This window comes from Reella acinonychis, from assembly GCF_052828705.1.
This window is the reverse complement of the sequence record NZ_CM128256.1, coordinates 1,915,349-1,932,838: the sequence shown is the minus strand read 5'-3', so window position 1 is coordinate 1,932,838 and position 17,490 is coordinate 1,915,349. Positions and strand designations below refer to the sequence as shown.

At 37.7% G+C, this 17,490-nt stretch carries 18 protein-coding genes; 10 read left to right on the top strand and 8 right to left on the bottom strand.

From position 1 onward, the window contains the following. Positions 1-31 precede the first annotated feature (31 nt). Together ACUXZ4_RS09465 and rdgC are read right to left on the bottom strand one after the other, a co-directional pair. Positions 32-784: a class I SAM-dependent methyltransferase gene (locus tag ACUXZ4_RS09465; protein WP_464972951.1), complete on the bottom strand. Its 753-nt coding sequence runs from the start codon at positions 782-784 to the stop codon at positions 32-34. Positions 785-787: 3 nt separating this feature from the next. After that, entirely contained in the window at positions 788-1,693 is a 906-nt protein-coding gene (gene rdgC / locus ACUXZ4_RS09460; RefSeq protein WP_464972950.1) for a recombination-associated protein RdgC, read from the bottom strand. A 123-nt stretch (positions 1,694-1,816) separates the two neighbouring features. Here rdgC and proC point away from each other — a divergent pair, with 123 nt between their 5' ends. Then, positions 1,817-2,632 carry a pyrroline-5-carboxylate reductase gene (proC, locus tag ACUXZ4_RS09455; protein WP_464972949.1) on the top strand — a complete coding sequence of 272 codons (816 nt, stop codon included), beginning with the start codon at positions 1,817-1,819 and terminating at the stop codon, positions 2,630-2,632. A gap of 38 nt (positions 2,633-2,670) precedes the next feature. On the opposite strand, the gene ACUXZ4_RS09450 is transcribed toward proC, so the two are convergent. Continuing rightward, the gene (locus ACUXZ4_RS09450) at positions 2,671-3,885 is read right to left on the bottom strand and encodes a pyridoxal phosphate-dependent aminotransferase (protein ID WP_464972948.1); all 1,215 of its coding nucleotides are present in this window, start codon (positions 3,883-3,885) and stop codon (positions 2,671-2,673) included. Positions 3,886-4,022: 137 nt separating this feature from the next. Here ACUXZ4_RS09450 and ACUXZ4_RS09445 point away from each other — a divergent pair, with 137 nt between their 5' ends. Together ACUXZ4_RS09445 and menD are read left to right on the top strand one after the other, a co-directional pair. After that, on the top strand, positions 4,023-5,303 hold the full coding sequence (locus ACUXZ4_RS09445) for an isochorismate synthase (RefSeq protein ID WP_464972947.1): 1,281 nt from the start codon (positions 4,023-4,025) through the stop codon (positions 5,301-5,303). Positions 5,304-5,346: 43 nt separating this feature from the next. Then, positions 5,347-7,062, top strand: coding sequence for a 2-succinyl-5-enolpyruvyl-6-hydroxy-3-cyclohexene-1-carboxylic-acid synthase (gene menD / locus ACUXZ4_RS09440; protein ID WP_464972946.1), 1,716 nt, complete (start codon positions 5,347-5,349; stop codon positions 7,060-7,062). Positions 7,063-7,114: 52 nt separating this feature from the next. On the opposite strand, the gene lexA is transcribed toward menD, so the two are convergent. Further along, a complete protein-coding gene (gene lexA, locus ACUXZ4_RS09435; RefSeq protein ID WP_464972945.1) occupies positions 7,115-7,753 on the bottom strand; it encodes a transcriptional repressor LexA in 639 nt (212 codons plus the stop codon). A 189-nt stretch (positions 7,754-7,942) separates the two neighbouring features. On the opposite strand from lexA, the gene pflA reads away from it, so the two are divergent. After that, complete coding sequence (pflA, locus tag ACUXZ4_RS09430) at positions 7,943-8,683, top strand: pyruvate formate lyase 1-activating protein (protein ID WP_464972944.1); 741 nt, start codon at positions 7,943-7,945, stop codon at positions 8,681-8,683. Positions 8,684-8,713: 30 nt separating this feature from the next. Here the strand turns inward: pflA and ACUXZ4_RS09425 are convergent, their stop codons facing one another. After that, positions 8,714-10,492 carry a DUF3413 domain-containing protein gene (locus tag ACUXZ4_RS09425; RefSeq protein ID WP_464972943.1) on the bottom strand — a complete coding sequence of 593 codons (1,779 nt, stop codon included), beginning with the start codon at positions 10,490-10,492 and terminating at the stop codon, positions 8,714-8,716. A gap of 9 nt (positions 10,493-10,501) precedes the next feature. Continuing rightward, positions 10,502-10,717, bottom strand: coding sequence for a DUF1414 domain-containing protein (locus ACUXZ4_RS09420; protein WP_464972942.1), 216 nt, complete (start codon positions 10,715-10,717; stop codon positions 10,502-10,504). 108 nt (positions 10,718-10,825) lie between these two features. Between ACUXZ4_RS09420 and yejK the strand changes: the two genes are divergently transcribed. Together yejK and bamE are read left to right on the top strand one after the other, a co-directional pair. Then, a complete protein-coding gene (yejK, locus tag ACUXZ4_RS09415; RefSeq protein WP_464972941.1) occupies positions 10,826-11,845 on the top strand; it encodes a nucleoid-associated protein YejK in 1,020 nt (339 codons plus the stop codon). A gap of 64 nt (positions 11,846-11,909) precedes the next feature. Then, a complete protein-coding gene (gene bamE, locus ACUXZ4_RS09410; protein WP_464972940.1) occupies positions 11,910-12,317 on the top strand; it encodes an outer membrane protein assembly factor BamE in 408 nt (135 codons plus the stop codon). A 42-nt stretch (positions 12,318-12,359) separates the two neighbouring features. Here bamE and hxpB read toward each other — a convergent pair whose 3' ends face one another. After that, on the bottom strand, positions 12,360-13,007 hold the full coding sequence (gene hxpB, locus ACUXZ4_RS09405) for a hexitol phosphatase HxpB (RefSeq protein ID WP_464972939.1): 648 nt from the start codon (positions 13,005-13,007) through the stop codon (positions 12,360-12,362). Between the two features lie 3 nt (positions 13,008-13,010). After that, entirely contained in the window at positions 13,011-13,574 is a 564-nt protein-coding gene (gene ampD / locus ACUXZ4_RS09400; protein ID WP_464972938.1) for a 1,6-anhydro-N-acetylmuramyl-L-alanine amidase AmpD, read from the bottom strand. A gap of 109 nt (positions 13,575-13,683) precedes the next feature. Here ampD and ppdD point away from each other — a divergent pair, with 109 nt between their 5' ends. Genes ppdD through ACUXZ4_RS09380 form a run of 4 tightly spaced genes read left to right on the top strand, consistent with a single transcriptional unit; the run spans position 13,684 to position 17,469 of the window. Continuing rightward, complete coding sequence (ppdD, locus tag ACUXZ4_RS09395) at positions 13,684-14,139, top strand: prepilin peptidase-dependent pilin (RefSeq protein ID WP_464972937.1); 456 nt, start codon at positions 13,684-13,686, stop codon at positions 14,137-14,139. 2 nt (positions 14,140-14,141) lie between these two features. Then, positions 14,142-15,560, top strand: a complete 1,419-nt coding sequence (locus ACUXZ4_RS09390) for a GspE/PulE family protein (protein WP_464972936.1) — start codon at positions 14,142-14,144, stop codon at positions 15,558-15,560. Beyond that, positions 15,560-16,780, top strand: a complete 1,221-nt coding sequence (locus ACUXZ4_RS09385) for a type II secretion system F family protein (protein ID WP_464972935.1) — start codon at positions 15,560-15,562, stop codon at positions 16,778-16,780. Before ACUXZ4_RS09390 ends, ACUXZ4_RS09385 begins: the two co-directional genes overlap by 1 nt. Beyond that, a complete protein-coding gene (locus ACUXZ4_RS09380) occupies positions 16,777-17,469 on the top strand; it encodes a prepilin peptidase (protein ID WP_464972934.1) in 693 nt (230 codons plus the stop codon). Before ACUXZ4_RS09385 ends, ACUXZ4_RS09380 begins: the two co-directional genes overlap by 4 nt. Positions 17,470-17,490 lie beyond the last annotated feature (21 nt).

Genomic DNA, 17,490 nt, shown 5'->3' with positions numbered 1-17,490 from the left:
CTCATTAAAATAACCCATTGGATACAATTAGTTATTTTTTCTTTGCTTTCACAAATAATAAAACAGGGCGATGTTGCAGATCCCTAAATTCATTATGCCATTCAGGTTGATCTGCCAACATCGGCTCGACGATTTGTTCAATTTGGAACCCTGTTTGTATCAACTGATTAATAATCGTTGCCATGGTGCGATGATAAGTTTTAAAGGGTTGCTTAAACCAACTGCGATCGCGTTCGCCTTCTTCGCGATAGAAATTCAAACGATAAGCAACTTGTTGTTTATTCTCATCTTTTTCCCAGCGTTCTCCTCCTTGATAAGCGGTCACAATTGGATGTTCTTGGGAAAAAATTAAATATCCATTGGCGGATAATTTTTGATAAATATCCTGCAATAAGGTGGCAAAATCCGGCACATAATGGAAAGCAAAAGAACTTGTGATTAAATCAAACTGATTTTCATCAAGCTGAGAAAGTCTTTCCATTGGCAACTGCTGTAATGCAAAGTGCGGTTGAAAATCGGCAAGATTTTTTTCAGCTTGTTGTAGCATGGATTCTGATAGATCTATGCCCATGACAAATTTTGCTTTTCTTTGCAAATAAAGCTGTAAATGTTCGCCTGTACCACACCCTAAATCGAGCACTTTTTTACCTTGTAAATCAGGCAGTAAGGATAGCATTGTGGGTTTCTCCACAATGTTATTTAAGCTAATGGGATTGGCCCGCAATTTTTGATAAAGCGCAAAGAAATTTTCGCTATCATAAACCGATTTTTGCTGATTATTCATAAATTAAAGGCGCTCTTTTTCACCACCAAAGGCGTCTAATAGATTCTCTGTAAGTTGTGTTAATTCGCTGGTCATTAATAAAAAGTCAGCATCAAAACGTTGGGCGATATCTTCTTTTAAAATATCGTCATTCTTTTCACGAATTTGATCGGCAAATTTTAAGCGTTTTAGACAGCCGTCTTCCGACAATACCACACTTAAATGCTCATCCCAGTCTAGCAATAATTTCGTGACGAATTTTCCTTTTTCCAAGTGAGAAAGGATCTCTTCACTGTCTAAAGGCTGATTTTTACAACGAATAACACTTTGATTGTCCGCTGCTTTTAATTCAGCTTCTTCAAGTGCGGTGAAATAAGGCGGTAAATTGTCTTCACTAAGCCAATTTGTCATAACAACAGCAGGATCATTAGAGAAACTTAATGGCACTACTGGCAAAGAACCGAGGGATTTCCGCAATAATGCCAAAGCATCCTCTGCGCGTTTTGTTGAAGCACTATCCACATAAAGAAGATTTGTTTCTGTGTTGATCCAAATCGCAGTGCATTGATTTTTACTAAATGCACGAGGGAGTAACACTGCAACTACATCATCTTTCAGCGCCTGTTTTTCAGTTTTCTTTAATTTGCGATTTTCTTGCTGTTCAATTTGATTAATACGTTGATCTAATTCCGCTTTTATTACATGGCTAGGCAATATTTTTTCTTCTTTATGTGCGGTTAATAATATTTGTTTTCCATTGTTGAAATAAAGCGCTTCGCTGGTTTTTAATGGTGCTGCCCAACCAAATTTACTCATGTCTGATTGTTGGCAAGGGTGATATTCATGGGCGGCAAGAGCTTGTTGTAAATGTTGTTCTGACCAATCAAGCTGCTTAGTTAAACGGTAAATAAGCGCATTTTTAAACCACATAAAGAATCCTTATAAAATGTTATGAAAGTGCGGTCAATTTTAGCATAGTTTTATGAAAATCATGGTGAATTAATCAAAGTGACGTATAATCAACCACATTGTGTTTTTAGGAACGGGGAAAGTATGGAATATAAATCAATTTGTTTTATTGGCGGCGGCAATATGGCACAAGCGATTGTACTTGGTTTGTTGGCAAAAGGTTATCCATCAAACTTGATTACAGTTTGTGATCCTAACGAAGAAAAGCGTCAATTTTTTGCACAGAAAGGGGTGAATATCAGCGTTGATAATCGGACAGCTGTTGAACAAGCAGAAGTAATGGTATTAGCAGTGAAGCCTCAGGCAGCAGCGGAAGTTTGTTCTTTGTTGGCCGGATTGAATGTTGAGCATAAATTAATTATCTCAATTATGGCAGCGATTTCTGTTCAGCGTTTAACTGCGTTGTTGCCTTCTGCTCAGCATATTGTGCGAGTTATGCCAAATACGCCAGCTTTAGTATCGGAAGGTATGTCAGGATTATATGCTTCGCCACAAACTAGGGTTGAATATAAACAGTTCGCACAGGACTTATTGAATGCGGTAGGGCAAAGTTGTTGGGTGGACGATGAGCAAGATATGCATATTGTTACTGCCGCTTCAGGATCGAGTCCTGCTTATTTTTTCTTGTTTATGCAGGCGATGCAGCAAGCTTTACAAAATATGGATTTTACGGAACAACAAGCACGTTTATTAGTTCAGCAGTCGGCTTTAGGTGCGGCCAAGATGGTGGTGGAGAATCCACAGTTGTCTTTAGTTCAGTTGAGAGAAAATGTGACCTCTAAAGGTGGCACCACCGCTGCCGCCATTGCTGAATTTAACCAGCACCAACTGGATAAAATCGTTGAACAAGCGATGCAAGCTTGCATTGCGCGTTCAAAAGAAATGGAAAAATTGTTTTAGGCTAAGTAAACAAAAGGCACCTTCTGGTGCCTTTCTTTTTATTGACGATAATTTTCTAAGAATCTGGCGAGTTTGTTTAGCGCCTCTTCTATGGTAGAAATATGTGGTAAGGTCACAATACGGAAATGATCTGGGCTATGCCAGTTAAATCCGCGTCCATGCACTAATAAGACTTTTTCTTGACGTAATAAATCTAATACCATTTTTTCATCATCATAGATATTGAATTTTTTTACATCAAGTTTAGGGAACATATAAAGCGCACCTTTGGGTTTCACACAGCTTACACCTGGGATTTGATTAATCAATTCAAAGGCTTTATCTCGTTGCTCCAATAAACGTCCACCTGGCAAAATAAATTCATTAATGCTTTGATAGCCGCCTAATGCTGTTTGAATGGCATGTTGCATTGGATGGTTCGCACATAAACGCATCGAAGCCAGCATATCTAAACCTTCAATATAACCTTTTGCATGATTTTTTGGACCATTCAAAATCATCCAACCTTGGCGGAAACCGGCAACACGATAGGCTTTTGATAATCCATTAAACGTAATAGTTAATAAATCAGGCGCTAATGCCGCAAGATGATGATGTTCTGAGCCATCGTATAAAATTTTGTCGTAAATTTCATCAGCAAAAATAATTAACCCATGTTGACGAGCAACTTCAACGATGTCTTGTAATACTTGTTTGCTGTAAACCGCTCCCGTTGGGTTATTGGGATTAATTACCACGATTGCTTTTGTACGAGAAGTGATTTTACTTTTAATATCTTCTACATCTGGGAACCAATCGGATGATTCATCACAAAGATAGTGAACTGCTTTACCGCCTGCTAAAGTCGCTGCCGCTGTCCATAATGGATAATCAGGCATAGGAATTAAGACTTCATCGCCATTATTTAACAATGCTTGCAATGACATGGTTATTAATTCAGAGACGCCATTGCCAATATACACATCATTAACCGTCGCACCGCGAATATTTTTAGATTGGTAATATTGCACAATCGCTTTGCGTGCAGAATAAATACCTTTTGAATCACAATAGCCTTGTGCAGAAGGTAAGTTGCGCAAAATATCCACAAGCACTTCATCAGGGGCTTCAAAGCCAAATGGGGCAGGATTACCGATGTTGAGTTTTAAGATTTTATGCCCTTCTTCTTCAAGGCGTAGGGCTTCTTTATGTACCGGCCCACGAATGTCATAGCAAACGTGTTCTAATTTGTCAGATTTTGGGAAAAACTCCATACATCGTCCTCAGAAAATAGAAAAAACATAACCGCACTTTACCCCGATTTTTAAGAGAATAAAAGATTTACTAAAAAAATTTTTTTATTTGGGTTAAAATAATTTCATTTTAATTCATCATTTTTATATAAAATTCAATGGAAAATTTGTGTTCGAGCTTAATTGCACAGCTTAAGGATCATCAATTTCAACAAACTACCAGTGGTGTGACGCAATTCCAATCGGAATGTCAAATGTCAGCGCACTTATTATCTTGGTTGAAAGCGCAATCCTTGTATCCACAGTTTTATTTGAATTTCCGCCAATCCGCATTGCGCATGGCGACTATTGGAAAAGTGCGGTCATTTTTTGATGAGAAATCTGCACAAGCCTTTGTGCAAGCACAAAATTTGCAATTAGTTGGCGGCCTAACCTTTGATAAACAAGTGAATTTCTGGTTGCCGAGACTTGTGTTAACACAAGAGGGCGATAAAGTTATCGCTACTTTATATATTGATAATGAAAAAAATATTGTGGCAGAACAAGAAGCCGCATTGACAGCACTAAAAAATATCGCAAAATTCACCGCACTTGAGCCTATCCAACAAAAAGTCCGCTGGATAGGGCAAAAAGCGAATCAACAAACTTGGTGTCATTGGGTCGAACAGGCATTAGATGAGATTGAAAAAGGCACTTTTACTAAAGTTGTGCTGGCAAATGAAAATCAATTTGAAACTGTTCAACCTCTTGATGCAAAAGATTTTATTGCAGAAAGTGAGCAACAAAATACCGGTTGTTATCATTTTTTATTGGCACTCGATGAGCATCAAAGTTTTGTGGGATCAACTCCAGAGCGTTTATACCAACGTCATGGTACAGAACTGAATACTGAAGCATTGGCAGGGACGGCGATGGTGAGTGAAGATCCGCTTCAAACTCAGCAACAAGCCGATTGGTTACTGAATGATCCTAAAAATGATCATGAAAATTTATTAGTGGTGAAAGATATTTGCGATAACTTGGCAAATTATGTTGAGGATATTCATGTTGCACCTGTGGAAGTGAAACGCTTACGCCGAGTTCAACATTTACGACGTGCCATTCAAGGGCAATTAAAGTCTGATTTCAGTGATGTCGCTTGTTTAACTGCAATACATCCTACCGCAGCAGTATCGGGATTGCCACAACAAAGTGCGGTGCAATTTTTACAAAAAACAGAAAATTTTGACCGCAGTTGGTATGCAGGCACGCTTGGCGTAATGAGCCAGTTACAATCTGAGTTTTGTGTCACCATTCGGTCCGCATTTATTGAACAAAATAAAATTCGCGTTTTTGCGGGCGCTGGCATTGTGGCGGGGTCGGTTCCCTTGTTAGAATGGAACGAAATTGAAAGAAAAGCTTCAGGTTTGGTCAGCTTGTTAGCGGTAGAAAAAGAATAATAGAGGGCAGCTTAAGGCTGCCTTCAAGAAATTGGAGAGCAATATGTCATCAGTAAGTACCTTCAACCGTTGTTGGTCAAAAGTGATTTTGGAAAGCCTGATACGTTTCGGTGTAGAGCATATTTGTATTGCGCCGGGTTCTCGTTCAACGCCTTTAACTTTAGAAGCAGTGCGTTTACAAGAACAAGGGAAAGCGCATTGCCATACGCATTTTGATGAACGTGGTTTAGGCTTTTTTGCATTGGGTTTAGCGAAATCCACTTCATCGCCAGTGGCGGTTATTGTTACGTCTGGTACCGCAGCAGCGAATTTGTATCCAGCGATTATTGAAGCGCGCCAAACCGGTGTGAAACTAATGATATTAACGGCAGATCGTCCAATTGAATTATTAGAGTGCGGTGCAAATCAAGCGATTTTACAGGAAAATATGTTCTCTCATTATCCTGTGGCAACCTTGAACTTGCCGCGTCCTAGCCAAGAATACCCAGTGAAATGGTTGGTGTCGAGTTTGGATCAAGTTTGTTTCCAACAAAATCAAAAACCGGGTGTTGTTCATATTAATGTGCCTTTCGCTGAGCCTTTGTATGATGCTCAAGTAGAGGAAATAGATCGCCATCCTTGGCTCGCGCCTGTGCAACGTTGGCTTTCTAAAACGAGCACTTGGGCAAATCATCAAAATGCGCAACATGAAGTGATGACGCATGAACATTGGGATGATTGGCGCACTAAGCGTGGGATTGTTGTGGTTGGACAGCTAACACAGCGACAAGCTATGGGGATGAAACAATGGGCGGATACGTTAGGCTGGGTGCTGATTACTGATATTCAATCAAATGTGGAACCAAGTCTGCCTTATGCTGATATTTGGTTGGCGAATAAAATCGTACGCGATAAATTATTACAAGCAGATATCGTCATCCAATTTGGCACGCGTTTCGTGAGCAAACGCATTAATCAATTTTTGGCGAGTTTTAAAGGCGAATATTGGGTTGTGGATGAAAGCGATCAACGTTTAGATCCTGAACATCATCAACAGACTCGTTATCATGTAAAACCACATCATTGGTTACGTGCCCATCCGCCATTACGCCAGAAAGCTTGGTTGGTTGAGCCTTTAGCATTATCTAATTTTTGCGCAGGATTTATTGAGCAAGCGGTTGGTGGCGGATTGAATGAAGCCTCATTGGCACATCATATCGATCGTATTTTACCGAAGAATTGTACGTTATTCTTAGGCAATAGCTTATTTGTTCGTTTGGTGGATGCTTTAGCCAAATTAACCAATAATTATCCTGTTTATACCAATCGTGGTGCTAGTGGCATTGATGGACTGTTAGCTACGGCTGCTGGCGTGGGTATTGGTTCAAATCAACCTATGGCGATTTTATTAGGGGATTTATCTGCGCTTTATGATATTAATTCGTTGGCATTATTTAAGAAAGTCTCTCAACCAACCATTATTTTTGTGATTAATAATAATGGCGGGGCGATTTTTGATATGCTACCAGTCGATAACCAAGTGAAAAATGCTTTCTATCGATTACCTCATCAAGCAGAATTTTCACAGGCAGCAGCCATGTTTGATTTGAAATATGCGAGACCTTATACATGGGCGGATCTTAGTTCGGTACTAAAACAAGCCTATTCTCGTAAAGAAACGACGGTTATTGAGATAAAAGTCAGTCCAAATGATGGGAGCAATTTGTATAAATATTTACTCGAACAAATTCGAGATGCAATGATTGGTACCAATTCTTGATTCGTGTTGAATAAAAAAGTGCGGTGGAAAATACCGCACTTTTTTGTTATTTTTACATCCAAGCATTGTTGCGGATAATACCTACTGCAATGCCTTCAACTTCAAATACTTCTTCACGTAAATTCACAACGATAGGTTCAAACTCTTCATTCTCTGCATGGAGATAAACAATATCGCCTTTGCGTTCTAAACGTTTTACGGTAACCTCATCTTCAATTCTTGCCACAATGACTTGTCCATTACGCACATCTTTGGTGCTGTGTACCGCAAGTAAATCGCCATCCAGAATACCAATATCTTTCATTGATTGGCCATCAACTTTTAATAAGAAATCAGCCTGTGGTTTAAACATTTCAGGATCCACTTTATAGGTGCCTTCAATATGTTGCTCTGCCAAAATTGGTTCACCCGCAGCAACGCGACCAATAAGTGGTAAACCTTCATATTCCTCTTCTTGTTCTGGTGAGGATAATAATAAGCGAATACCTCGAGACATACCAGGCACCATCTCAATTGCCCCTTTACGCGCAAGGGCTTTTAAATGTTCTTCCGCGGCATTAGGAGAACGAAATCCTAATTCTTGGGAAATTTCAGCTCGAGTCGGGGGAACGCCTGCGGTTTCAATATGATGTTTAAGAAAATCATATACTTGCTGTTGACGAGCGGTTAAGCTCTTACTCAATACTTTCATCGGTATTCCTCTTTTTTATTTGTTTTTCTGTACAGTTTGTATATGAAATTATATACAGACTGTTGAAAGTTGCAATAAAAAAGTGGATAAACATTGTCATTTATACAGTTATAGATGATTTTTACTGAAATATGAATAAATCTTTGTTAAAATTTACTCAAATTTTTAGTTATTGATAGAGGAAATATTATGTCTGTTTTAGGGCGTATTCACTCATTTGAGTCCTGCGGTACCGTTGATGGTCCAGGGATTCGTTTTATCCTATTTATGCAAGGCTGTTTAATGCGTTGTAAATATTGCCATAACCGCGATACTTGGGATCTTGATGGTGGTCGAGAAATCAGTGTTGATGAATTAATGAAAGAAGTGGTGACTTACAAGCATTTTATGAACGCGACTGGTGGCGGTGTAACAGCGTCGGGTGGAGAAGCGATTTTGCAAGCTGAATTTGTGCGTGATTGGTTCAGATCTTGTAAAGCGGAAGGTATTAATACTTGTTTAGATACCAATGGTTTTGTGCGTGCTTATACGCCAGTTATTGATGAATTATTAGATGTCACAGATTTAGTGTTGTTGGATTTAAAACAATTAAATGACAAAATCCATCAGAATTTAATTGGGGTACCTAATAAGCGTACACTTGAATTTGCTAAATATTTACATAAACGTAATCAACGCACGTGGATTCGCTATGTTGTTGTTCCAGGTCATACTGACGCGGATGAAGATATTCATTTGTTAGGCAAATTTATTGAAGGTATGACGAATATCGAAAAAGTGGAATTATTACCTTATCATCGTTTAGGTGCACATAAATGGAAAACCTTAGGTTTAGATTATGAGCTAGAAGATGTGGCACCACCAACTAGAGAAAGCTTAGAACATATTAAGCAAATTTTAGAAAGTTATGGTCATGATATAAAATTCTAATCGAAAAATACCGAGTTTATACTCGGTATTTTATTTTTCGATAAAACTAGAATTTTGTTTGAATACATCAAGGAATAGCCCTAATGGTGGACGCTCAGAAGATATTTTCTGATAACTGTGATCATATTTTTGATAATTCCCTTTGTTATCAATATGATACTGGGTTCCATTTGGTGTAATGATTACATTCCAACGGTGGTTGGAGGCCAATACCCATTCTGTCGCTCGTTCTTGTGAGAGCAGATTATGCCCTTGGCTATAATCAGTTTCCGCATTTTGAATGCCAAATAGCTGACTCATTAAAGTTGGTATAACATCAGCATGGCTGGTCAATCTATTTTCAACCTGAGGCTTGAGGTCTTTCCAATGAATGATCATCGGCACTTTTACCATTTCAGGCGCAAAATAATTCTCTAATTCCTTATCCTTGATATCAAAGGAATAGCCTTGTTCGCCTGTGATAATAAATAATGTATTGTCTAGGCTATTTGTTTCAGTTAGTGTATTGATAACATCCTTTAATAATTTGTCTAACTTGGTAACTTTTTGTAAATAAATGTTTTTTTCTTCATCAGATGATGAATTCTTCTCTACTAGGTTTTCTGTTGCATCTAAGTTTAGGTAACTGAACCAAGGTTGATGAGTTGGCTTTTGCTTAAACCAAACTTGCCATTTTTGCACCGCACTTTCATTGCCTAACGTTTGTTTATTAAGCTTGAATGGCTTGAATAATGCCTGCTTAAAAATACTTTCTTTAAAATTATTGGCAGAGAATAAACCAAATTGGTAGCTTTCTTGGCGTAATTTATCAATGAGAACAGAGGTTTTCTTATTATTTAATAAGCTATCGCTGTAATTTGCATTTAACCCATAGAATAAGCCAGTAATTGCGGCTTTAGTTGTATTTCCCGTTGTGTAATGGTTAGTAAATTGTGTAGATTGCTGAGCAAATTGGCTGAGCAATGGCATTGTTTCTGTTTGAACAGCATCTTGACGTAAACCTGATACGGTAATAATGAAAATATTGGTTAAATTATCCATTTTCATATAGCTAAGCGATTGTTTCGGATAATTAATAATCGGGGTTTCAGGACGTCCTTCTTGATTTAATTTATTAGCATATTCTTCTTTATCCAATAATCCATGTTTTTCTAAGAAGGTGCGCGCCGTCATTGGATAGGACAACGGAAAATTTGATTTTTGCATAGTGATAGGACGATAAATATAAGCATCCGCCCATGCATAAACTAAGTGGGTTGCCACAAATAAACAAGTAAACAAAATCCCTACTGGGCGTAACCATTTTTGGCGCTCTAGGCTACGTAATTTATACCAAGACCAGCGTGAAAACAGCATTTGTGCCAATAGCATCAACGGCATTGGAGCAAAGAAAATTTGCCAATCTCTTGATAACTCACCATTTTCTGGATTCACTAACAAATTCCATACGACACTGGAGAGATGTAAATTAAAGCGGGAGAAAACTTCTGTATCGACTAATAATAAGGTGCTACCAATAGTTGCAATAATCACAGTTACGCCACGAAAAGTGCGTTCATTTTTAATGATAAAACTCAGTGGGAAAATTAATAGTAAATAGGCAGCAAAACAGATGAAACTGAAATGGCCAAGTAGGCTGACGAAGAAATAGGATCTGCCTAATAGAGTATGAGGCCAATCAATTAAGAAAGCGTATCGAGAGCCAATGATGATTGCCCATAGAATATTAAAAAAAGCAAACCAATGCCCCCACGAAATTTTTTGCGAGGTCTGTTCTCGATATTGTCTGCCATTTTTAATCCAAAACATAATGCAGTCTTATTTTTCCACTGAATCCATTAACGCATCCGAAAATGCTTGAGCTAAAGCGATTTGTTGACTCTTGCCAACACTGCTGATCAGTAAATTTGACACCATATTTCCTAAAACAATCAGCGAAAGTTCGGTTGATGCTTGATGTTTTTCTAAAACGGCGATGATGTCGTTAGAAATGACATCAATTTGTTTATCTTGATATTTTGAATTGCTAGCCATAGATGAGAATAGTTTTGTATTTAATTTTTGAATACTACCACATTTTTACTTAAAGTGCGGTTATAATTAACCAGATTTTAAATTTTTGAAAATAGATGTGTAGAAAAAATGAGCATTACTGTTAATCAAGTTGTATTACACCAATTAATTAAACAAACAGATGAAGAAAATAACGTGCGATTAAGCACATTGTTGCGTGAAAATTTGCTAGAAATTAGCAATGATGTGGAACAATTGATGTTGGAATTACATCAAGCTTATCAAACAAAAGCCAAAGGCTATGGCATATTTCAAGAGCATTCCCTTTTTGCTCAGAATTTGAATCGTCTATTAGAAAATGAAACAGAATTTTTGCCGTTTAGTTATGATTCAGCGAAGTTATTGGCAACAGAGTTAGGCAAATATCCTTTTGCCGACAGTGGCACATTTGTTTTGTGTAAATATAATTTTCTGGCGACAGATTATTTGTTTATTTCGTTATTGGATAATCGTGCCAGCATGTTAGTGGATGAAAAATTAGAGATTCAACGTACCCAGTATTTGAATATTAATCAATTTGACATTGCTGCGCGTATCAATTTGACGGAATTACAACTTAACGCAAACTCAAATCGCTATTTGACTTTTATTAAGGGCAGAGTAGGACGCAAAATTGGTGATTTCTTTATGGATTTCTTAGGTGCTGAAGAAGGGTTAAACCCTCGAGTACAGAATCAATGTTTATTGCAAGCGGTGAGTGATTATTGTGATCAAGGCGAATTAGATCAAGTTCAAACCCAAGCAGTGAAAAAGCAAGTGTTTGAATATTGCAAAGGGCAAATTAATCAAGGTGAAGAGATAGCCTTGACGGAACTTTCTGCCGAATTACCTACTCTAAACGAAAGTCCTTTTATTGATTTTGTGCAACAACAAGATTATGCGTTGGAAGACAGTATTCCTCCCGTTAGCACAACATTAAAATCCTTGACGAAATTTTCCGGTTCTGGAAAAGGGGTAACCATTAGTTTTGATGCAGAATTGTTGAATCAGCGTATTATATGGGATGAAAATTCTGACAGTTTGATCATTAAAGGGTTACCTGCAAATTTACGTGACCAATTACAGCGTAATACAAAAAATCAGAATTAATTTGGAAATTTGTTCAACTTTAGGTATTATCACAACAGTTTCGACAGAATAGAAAGGTAGAAAAATGCAATTAAAACCTGTTATGGCAGTAATCGCACTTGCGTTAAGTGTGTCAGCTTGTTCTAGTGTGAACAAAATTGTTTATCGTATTGATGTGCCTCAGGGTAACTATTTGGAAGCCGCTAGCGTACAAAAAGTACAACCAGGTATGAATCATCAGCAAGTACAATATTTATTAGGTACGCCTGTATTAATTGATCCTTTTAGCAGACAAACTTGGTACTATGTGTATTTACAACAACATGCGTACGAAGATCCTGTACAACATACTTTCATTGTTAATTTTGATAACAATGGAATTGTGACTAGTACGGATTTAGATAAACCGCTGCCAGATGTAGAAAAACAAGAAGTCAACAATGCCATTATTGAGGCACCAGAAGCAACAAAATCTTGGTGGAAATTCTGGTAAAACAAATCATAAAAATACCCTGATGATTCAGGGTATTTTTCATTATTCACTTTTAATTTTTTCTAAGGCTTGATGTAATGAGGCCATTCTTTCGTCGGCGATAGCAAATCTTTCATTGCTATATTTTTCATTTACAATAAAGGTTCTCACATTTGCTGCTTTGGCGGCGATTAATCCCGTTACACTATCCTCGATAATAATACATTCTTTAGGAGTCGCTTTTAAGGCTTTGATCGCACTTAAATAAACCGCTGGATGCGGTTTAGCTAATTCTTCATCAGCAGCAGAGCATTGAATTGGGAAATAATCCCAGAGATTTAATCGATCAAATACCGCTTTAATCACTTGTCTATTGGAAGAGGTTGCTAGTGCGGTTGAAATTTGCTGAGTTTTTAGAAAATCGAGCAACTCAAATAAGCCTGGCATAGCTTGGCCTTGCTGACTGATCTTAGTGCAAACATTTTCTAAAATTTGCTGTTTTAATATCGCATTATCAACATCAATTTGGAACATATCGATCCAAATTTGCACCAATTCTTCTATTCTTGTTCCTCTGGTGTATTTTTCACAATCCGGCTCAGTGATGCTGACGCCATATTGCGCTAAACTTTCTATTTGAGCAGCAGCCCAAAAAGGCTCACTATCAATGAGAACGCCATCCATATCAAAAATAACGTTTTTTATTGCCATATCTTAATCCTTCTTCATTAAACTAAAATAATAATGCCAGTCAAAATATTGACCGGGATCGATTTTCCTGCCTGGTGATATATCTGAATGTCCAACAATATTGGCTAAAGTGATGGCAGGATATTCAGCCCTAATTTGATCTGTTACTTTGGCTAAAGTTTCATATTGTAATAGGGTAAAAGGTTTATTATTACTGCCTTCTAATTCAATGCCAATAGAAAAATCATTGCATTTTTCGCGTCCTTGAAAGCAAGATAAACCCGCATGCCAAGCACGATCATTGAAATTAACATATTGTGTAATTTCGCCATTTCGATTGATTAAACAATGGGCGGAAACACGAAGGTGTTGAATCTCTTGGAAATAAGGGTGCGCATTAGGATCTAATTTTCCTAAGAAAAAATCATCAATAAAATGTTGTCCAAACTGTTCGGGCGGCAAGCTAATGTAGTGAATTACTAATAGCGATATATCTTGCACATCAGGGCGCTGATCATAATGAGGTGAAGGGCATATTCGAGCCTGCTCGAGCCATCCAGAAGGTTTTTGGGTTGATGATTTTGTCATAAAAAATCTGTGTTTTGTGATGTTAATTCCAAAAATAAATGCATATTTTTGACGCTATAAGTTTCTTCCCACAAAGTAATCACAGTTTTTACTACTTGAGGAAAATAGGATGAAATTTAACCGCACTTCTTTATCTATTGTTGTTCAAAAAGGTTTCACTTTAATTGAACTGATGATTGTGATTGCCATCATTGCTATTTTAGCAACCATTGCCATTCCGTCTTATCAAAATTATACCAAAAAGGCTGCTGTATCAGAATTACTGCAAGCGTCCGCACCTTATCGTTCCGATGTGGAACTTTGTGTTTATAATCTTGGTGCTGTTACTGATTGTACGGCAGGTCAAAATGGGATTCAAGGAAATATCACTAGCCAAACGGGTAAATATGTGAAGTCAGTTAATGTGGCTTCTGGTGTAATTACCGTACAGGGTGCTGGTGCATTAGATGGCGTAAGTTATACCTTAACTGCATCAGGCACTGCGAAAACGGGGGTAACTTGGGCAGCGGCTTGTGGAACAAATGCGGATTTATTCCCTGCGGGTTTTTGTAGTGCTAGTAAGTAATTATGATGTCAGAGCAGAACTACTCAGTGGTTGCTGTTGATGGAAAAGTCTTTGAAATTCCACCGCACTTATGGTTGCAAAATCAACAGCAGCAAGCCTTATTACTGCGTTATTTAGCTTGTCCTTTGCAAGAAAATGAGCAGCAGTTATGGCTAGGTATTGATAATCTCAACAATTTGGCAGCCTGTGAAACCTTCTCTTTTTTAACTGGAAAAGTGATTGAGCCCATATTGTTGCAAACGGAAGCGTTGAAATCCTTATTGCAGCAATTATCTCCACAAGCGAATCAAATTGAAGAAAATGCCTTTATGTATTCAAGGTTGCCACATACGGAGAATACACAGGATACGGATATTGCCCAAAAAAGTGATGAGCCCATTATTCAATTGCTTGATAATATTTTTGAACAAGCATTAGTTTTAAAAGCCTCTGATATTCACTTTGAACCTCAGCCACAATGCTTGCAAGTGCGTTTTCGCATTGATGGTGTGTTACAAGTACAGCCATCAATTTCCTCTCGCTTTGCTAATCGGGTAGTTTCTCGTTTGAAACTCTTAGCTAAATTGGATATTAGCGAAACGCGTTTGCCTCAAGATGGGCGATTTCATTTTAAGACCACTTTTTCGGATCTATTAGATCTTCGTCTTTCAACCTTACCCACACCTTTGGGCGAAAAAGCGGTATTGCGTGTGCAACAAAATAAGCCCGTACAATTTTCTTTTGCCGAGTTGGGTATGAATGAGCGACAACTGCATCATTTTGAAAATGCCCTTAATCAACCGCAAGGATTAATTCTGGTTACAGGTCCAACGGGGAGTGGAAAAAGTATCTCACTTTACACCGCACTTTCTTATTTAAATCGCCCTGAAAAGCACATTATGACCGCAGAAGATCCTATCGAAATTGAATTGTCCGGCATTATTCAAACGCAAATTAATCCTCATATTGGCTTAGACTTCAGTCGTTTATTAAGAACATTTTTACGACAAGATCCCGATATTATTATGCTCGGCGAAATTCGTGATGAAGAGAGTGCCGAAATGGCACTACGCGCAGCACAAACAGGACATTTGGTGCTTTCAACTCTACATACCAATGATGCGCCTTCTGCAATTTCACGTTTATTGCAATTAGGCATCAAGCAACATGAAATTGATCATTCCTTATTATTAGTGATAGCTCAACGTTTAGTGCGGAAATGTTGCACTAAGTGCGGTGCAAAAAACGAGAGTTTTTGTGATTGTTATCAAGGTTATCGGGGACGGATTGGTTTATATCAATTCTTACGTCCAATAAAACAGGATGAAACTTGGCATTATGAATTGGACTTTCAAACCTTACACCAAGCGGGTTTAGAAAAAGTGCGGCAGGGGATAACAGATTTAGAAGAAGTGGAACGTGTATTGGGGCGGGAGGAATAATGACATTGAAAATGTATCGCTGGAAAGGTGTTAATTCATTCCAACAAGCTCAAAAAGGCATTTTAATTGGTGAAAATGAACATATTGTTAGACAACAATTGCTACAAAAAGGAATAAAACAACTTAAAATTCAACAGAATTGGCAATTGTCAACCAGGCCTCGTTCTAAGGAAATCTATGAGTTGTTATTACAGCTTTCTATTTTGCTCAAATCCTCACTTCCATTAAAGAATAGTTTATTAATATTATTAGAGAATTGTCATAATTTACAATTAAATCAATGGATAAGGAATTTATTACAAAGCATAGAAGCAGGGTTGTCTTTGTCTCAGGCTACGGAGCATTACCCGCAATTTTTGTCTTTTCAGGAAAGACAATTGATTTATGTGGGTGAGTTGAGTGGGAAACTAGTTGATGTGATGGCACAGATCGCGGCAAATCGTCAAAAGAGCATTGAGTTACAACAAAAGCTACAAAAAATTATGCTTTATCCCGCTATGGTGCTAGTCGTTTCTTTGTCGTTAACAGTGTTGCTATTGATTTTCGTGGTACCACAATTTGCCGAAATGTATGCCAATAATCAAGCAGAATTGCCATTTTTTACTCAAGTTTTATTAACTGCTTCTGATATTTTACGCCATTATTTTATTTTTATGTTTTTCTGCGTATTCATTTTTTTCATTGGCTTGAAATATCTGATGAATTCTTCTCCATGGCTCTATAAACAAAAAATTAAATTAAGCCAGCGTATGCCTGTATTAGGAAATGTAGTGTTTTTAGCAAGATTAGTGAATTTTAGTCGTGGATTACATGTCATGTTGTATTCTGGGGTTCCTTTAAATCAGGCATTGCAATCCTTTATTCCGCAAAAGAAAAGTTGGCAAAAGAAAACGAAGCAACAAGGCGATCCCGTATTAATTCAAGAAGTTCAGCAAATGCTACATTGGCTTACGCAAGGTTATCCTTTTTCTGTTGCAGTGGGCGCGACTTTATTTCCTGTACAAGCTCAACAAATGTTGCAAGTTGGCGAACAATCTGGGCAACTGACACAAATGCTCAAATACATTGAAGAAACTTATCAGCAACAGCTAGAGCATAAAATTGACTTACTTTCCCAAATGCTTGAGCCAATGTTAATGGTTATTATCGGTGGATTAATTGGCTTAATTATGCTTGGGATGTATATGCCAATTTTTAATATGGGAGCAGTGATTCAATGATTTGGGTGCTTGGGGCTATTTTGTCAGGTATTGGAGCGGTTGCTATTCGTTTCTATTTATTGCATTTTTCAAAAAATCTTGAGCAACAGGTTTATCACAATTTCTGTGAAATTTTCCCTCAAAATGCACCGCACTTTGCGCAGCTTCAATCCAGTTTGCAGCCTATAAAGTGCGGTCATTTTTCTTATTATTTTGTTGCTGGCGCATTTTATACGCTGCTTTGTTGTTATCTCATTGCTGATCCCACACTATTATTTTATTGGCTTTTGGTTAGTGGATTATTATTAGTTATTGCGAAAATCGACTGGCATTATCAACTGATTCCAATGGAATGTTGTCAGCTACTCTGCGCTTGTGGTGTTGCAAGCGCCTATTTCCAACTTTCTTCTCTTTCCTTGCCACAAAGTTTACAAAGTGCTTGCTGCGGTTTTATTGTCTTTTGGTTGATTTTTCAATTAGCAAAATATTATTACCGGCAAGAAGCGTTGGGGCGTGGCGATTATTGGCTAGTAGGCGCATTAGCCAGTTTTCATCCTTGGCAACGTTTGCCCTTAATGATTTTTTTAGCTTGTTTAAGTGCGCTAATTTTTACTTCCTTTCAGTATAAGAACAAACCTAAAATGTTGCCATTTGGCCCTTTTTTAATTATCGGACATATTTCGACTTTTATGTTAAACGTGCTAGCATAACGCCATAACCCATAGAATGAA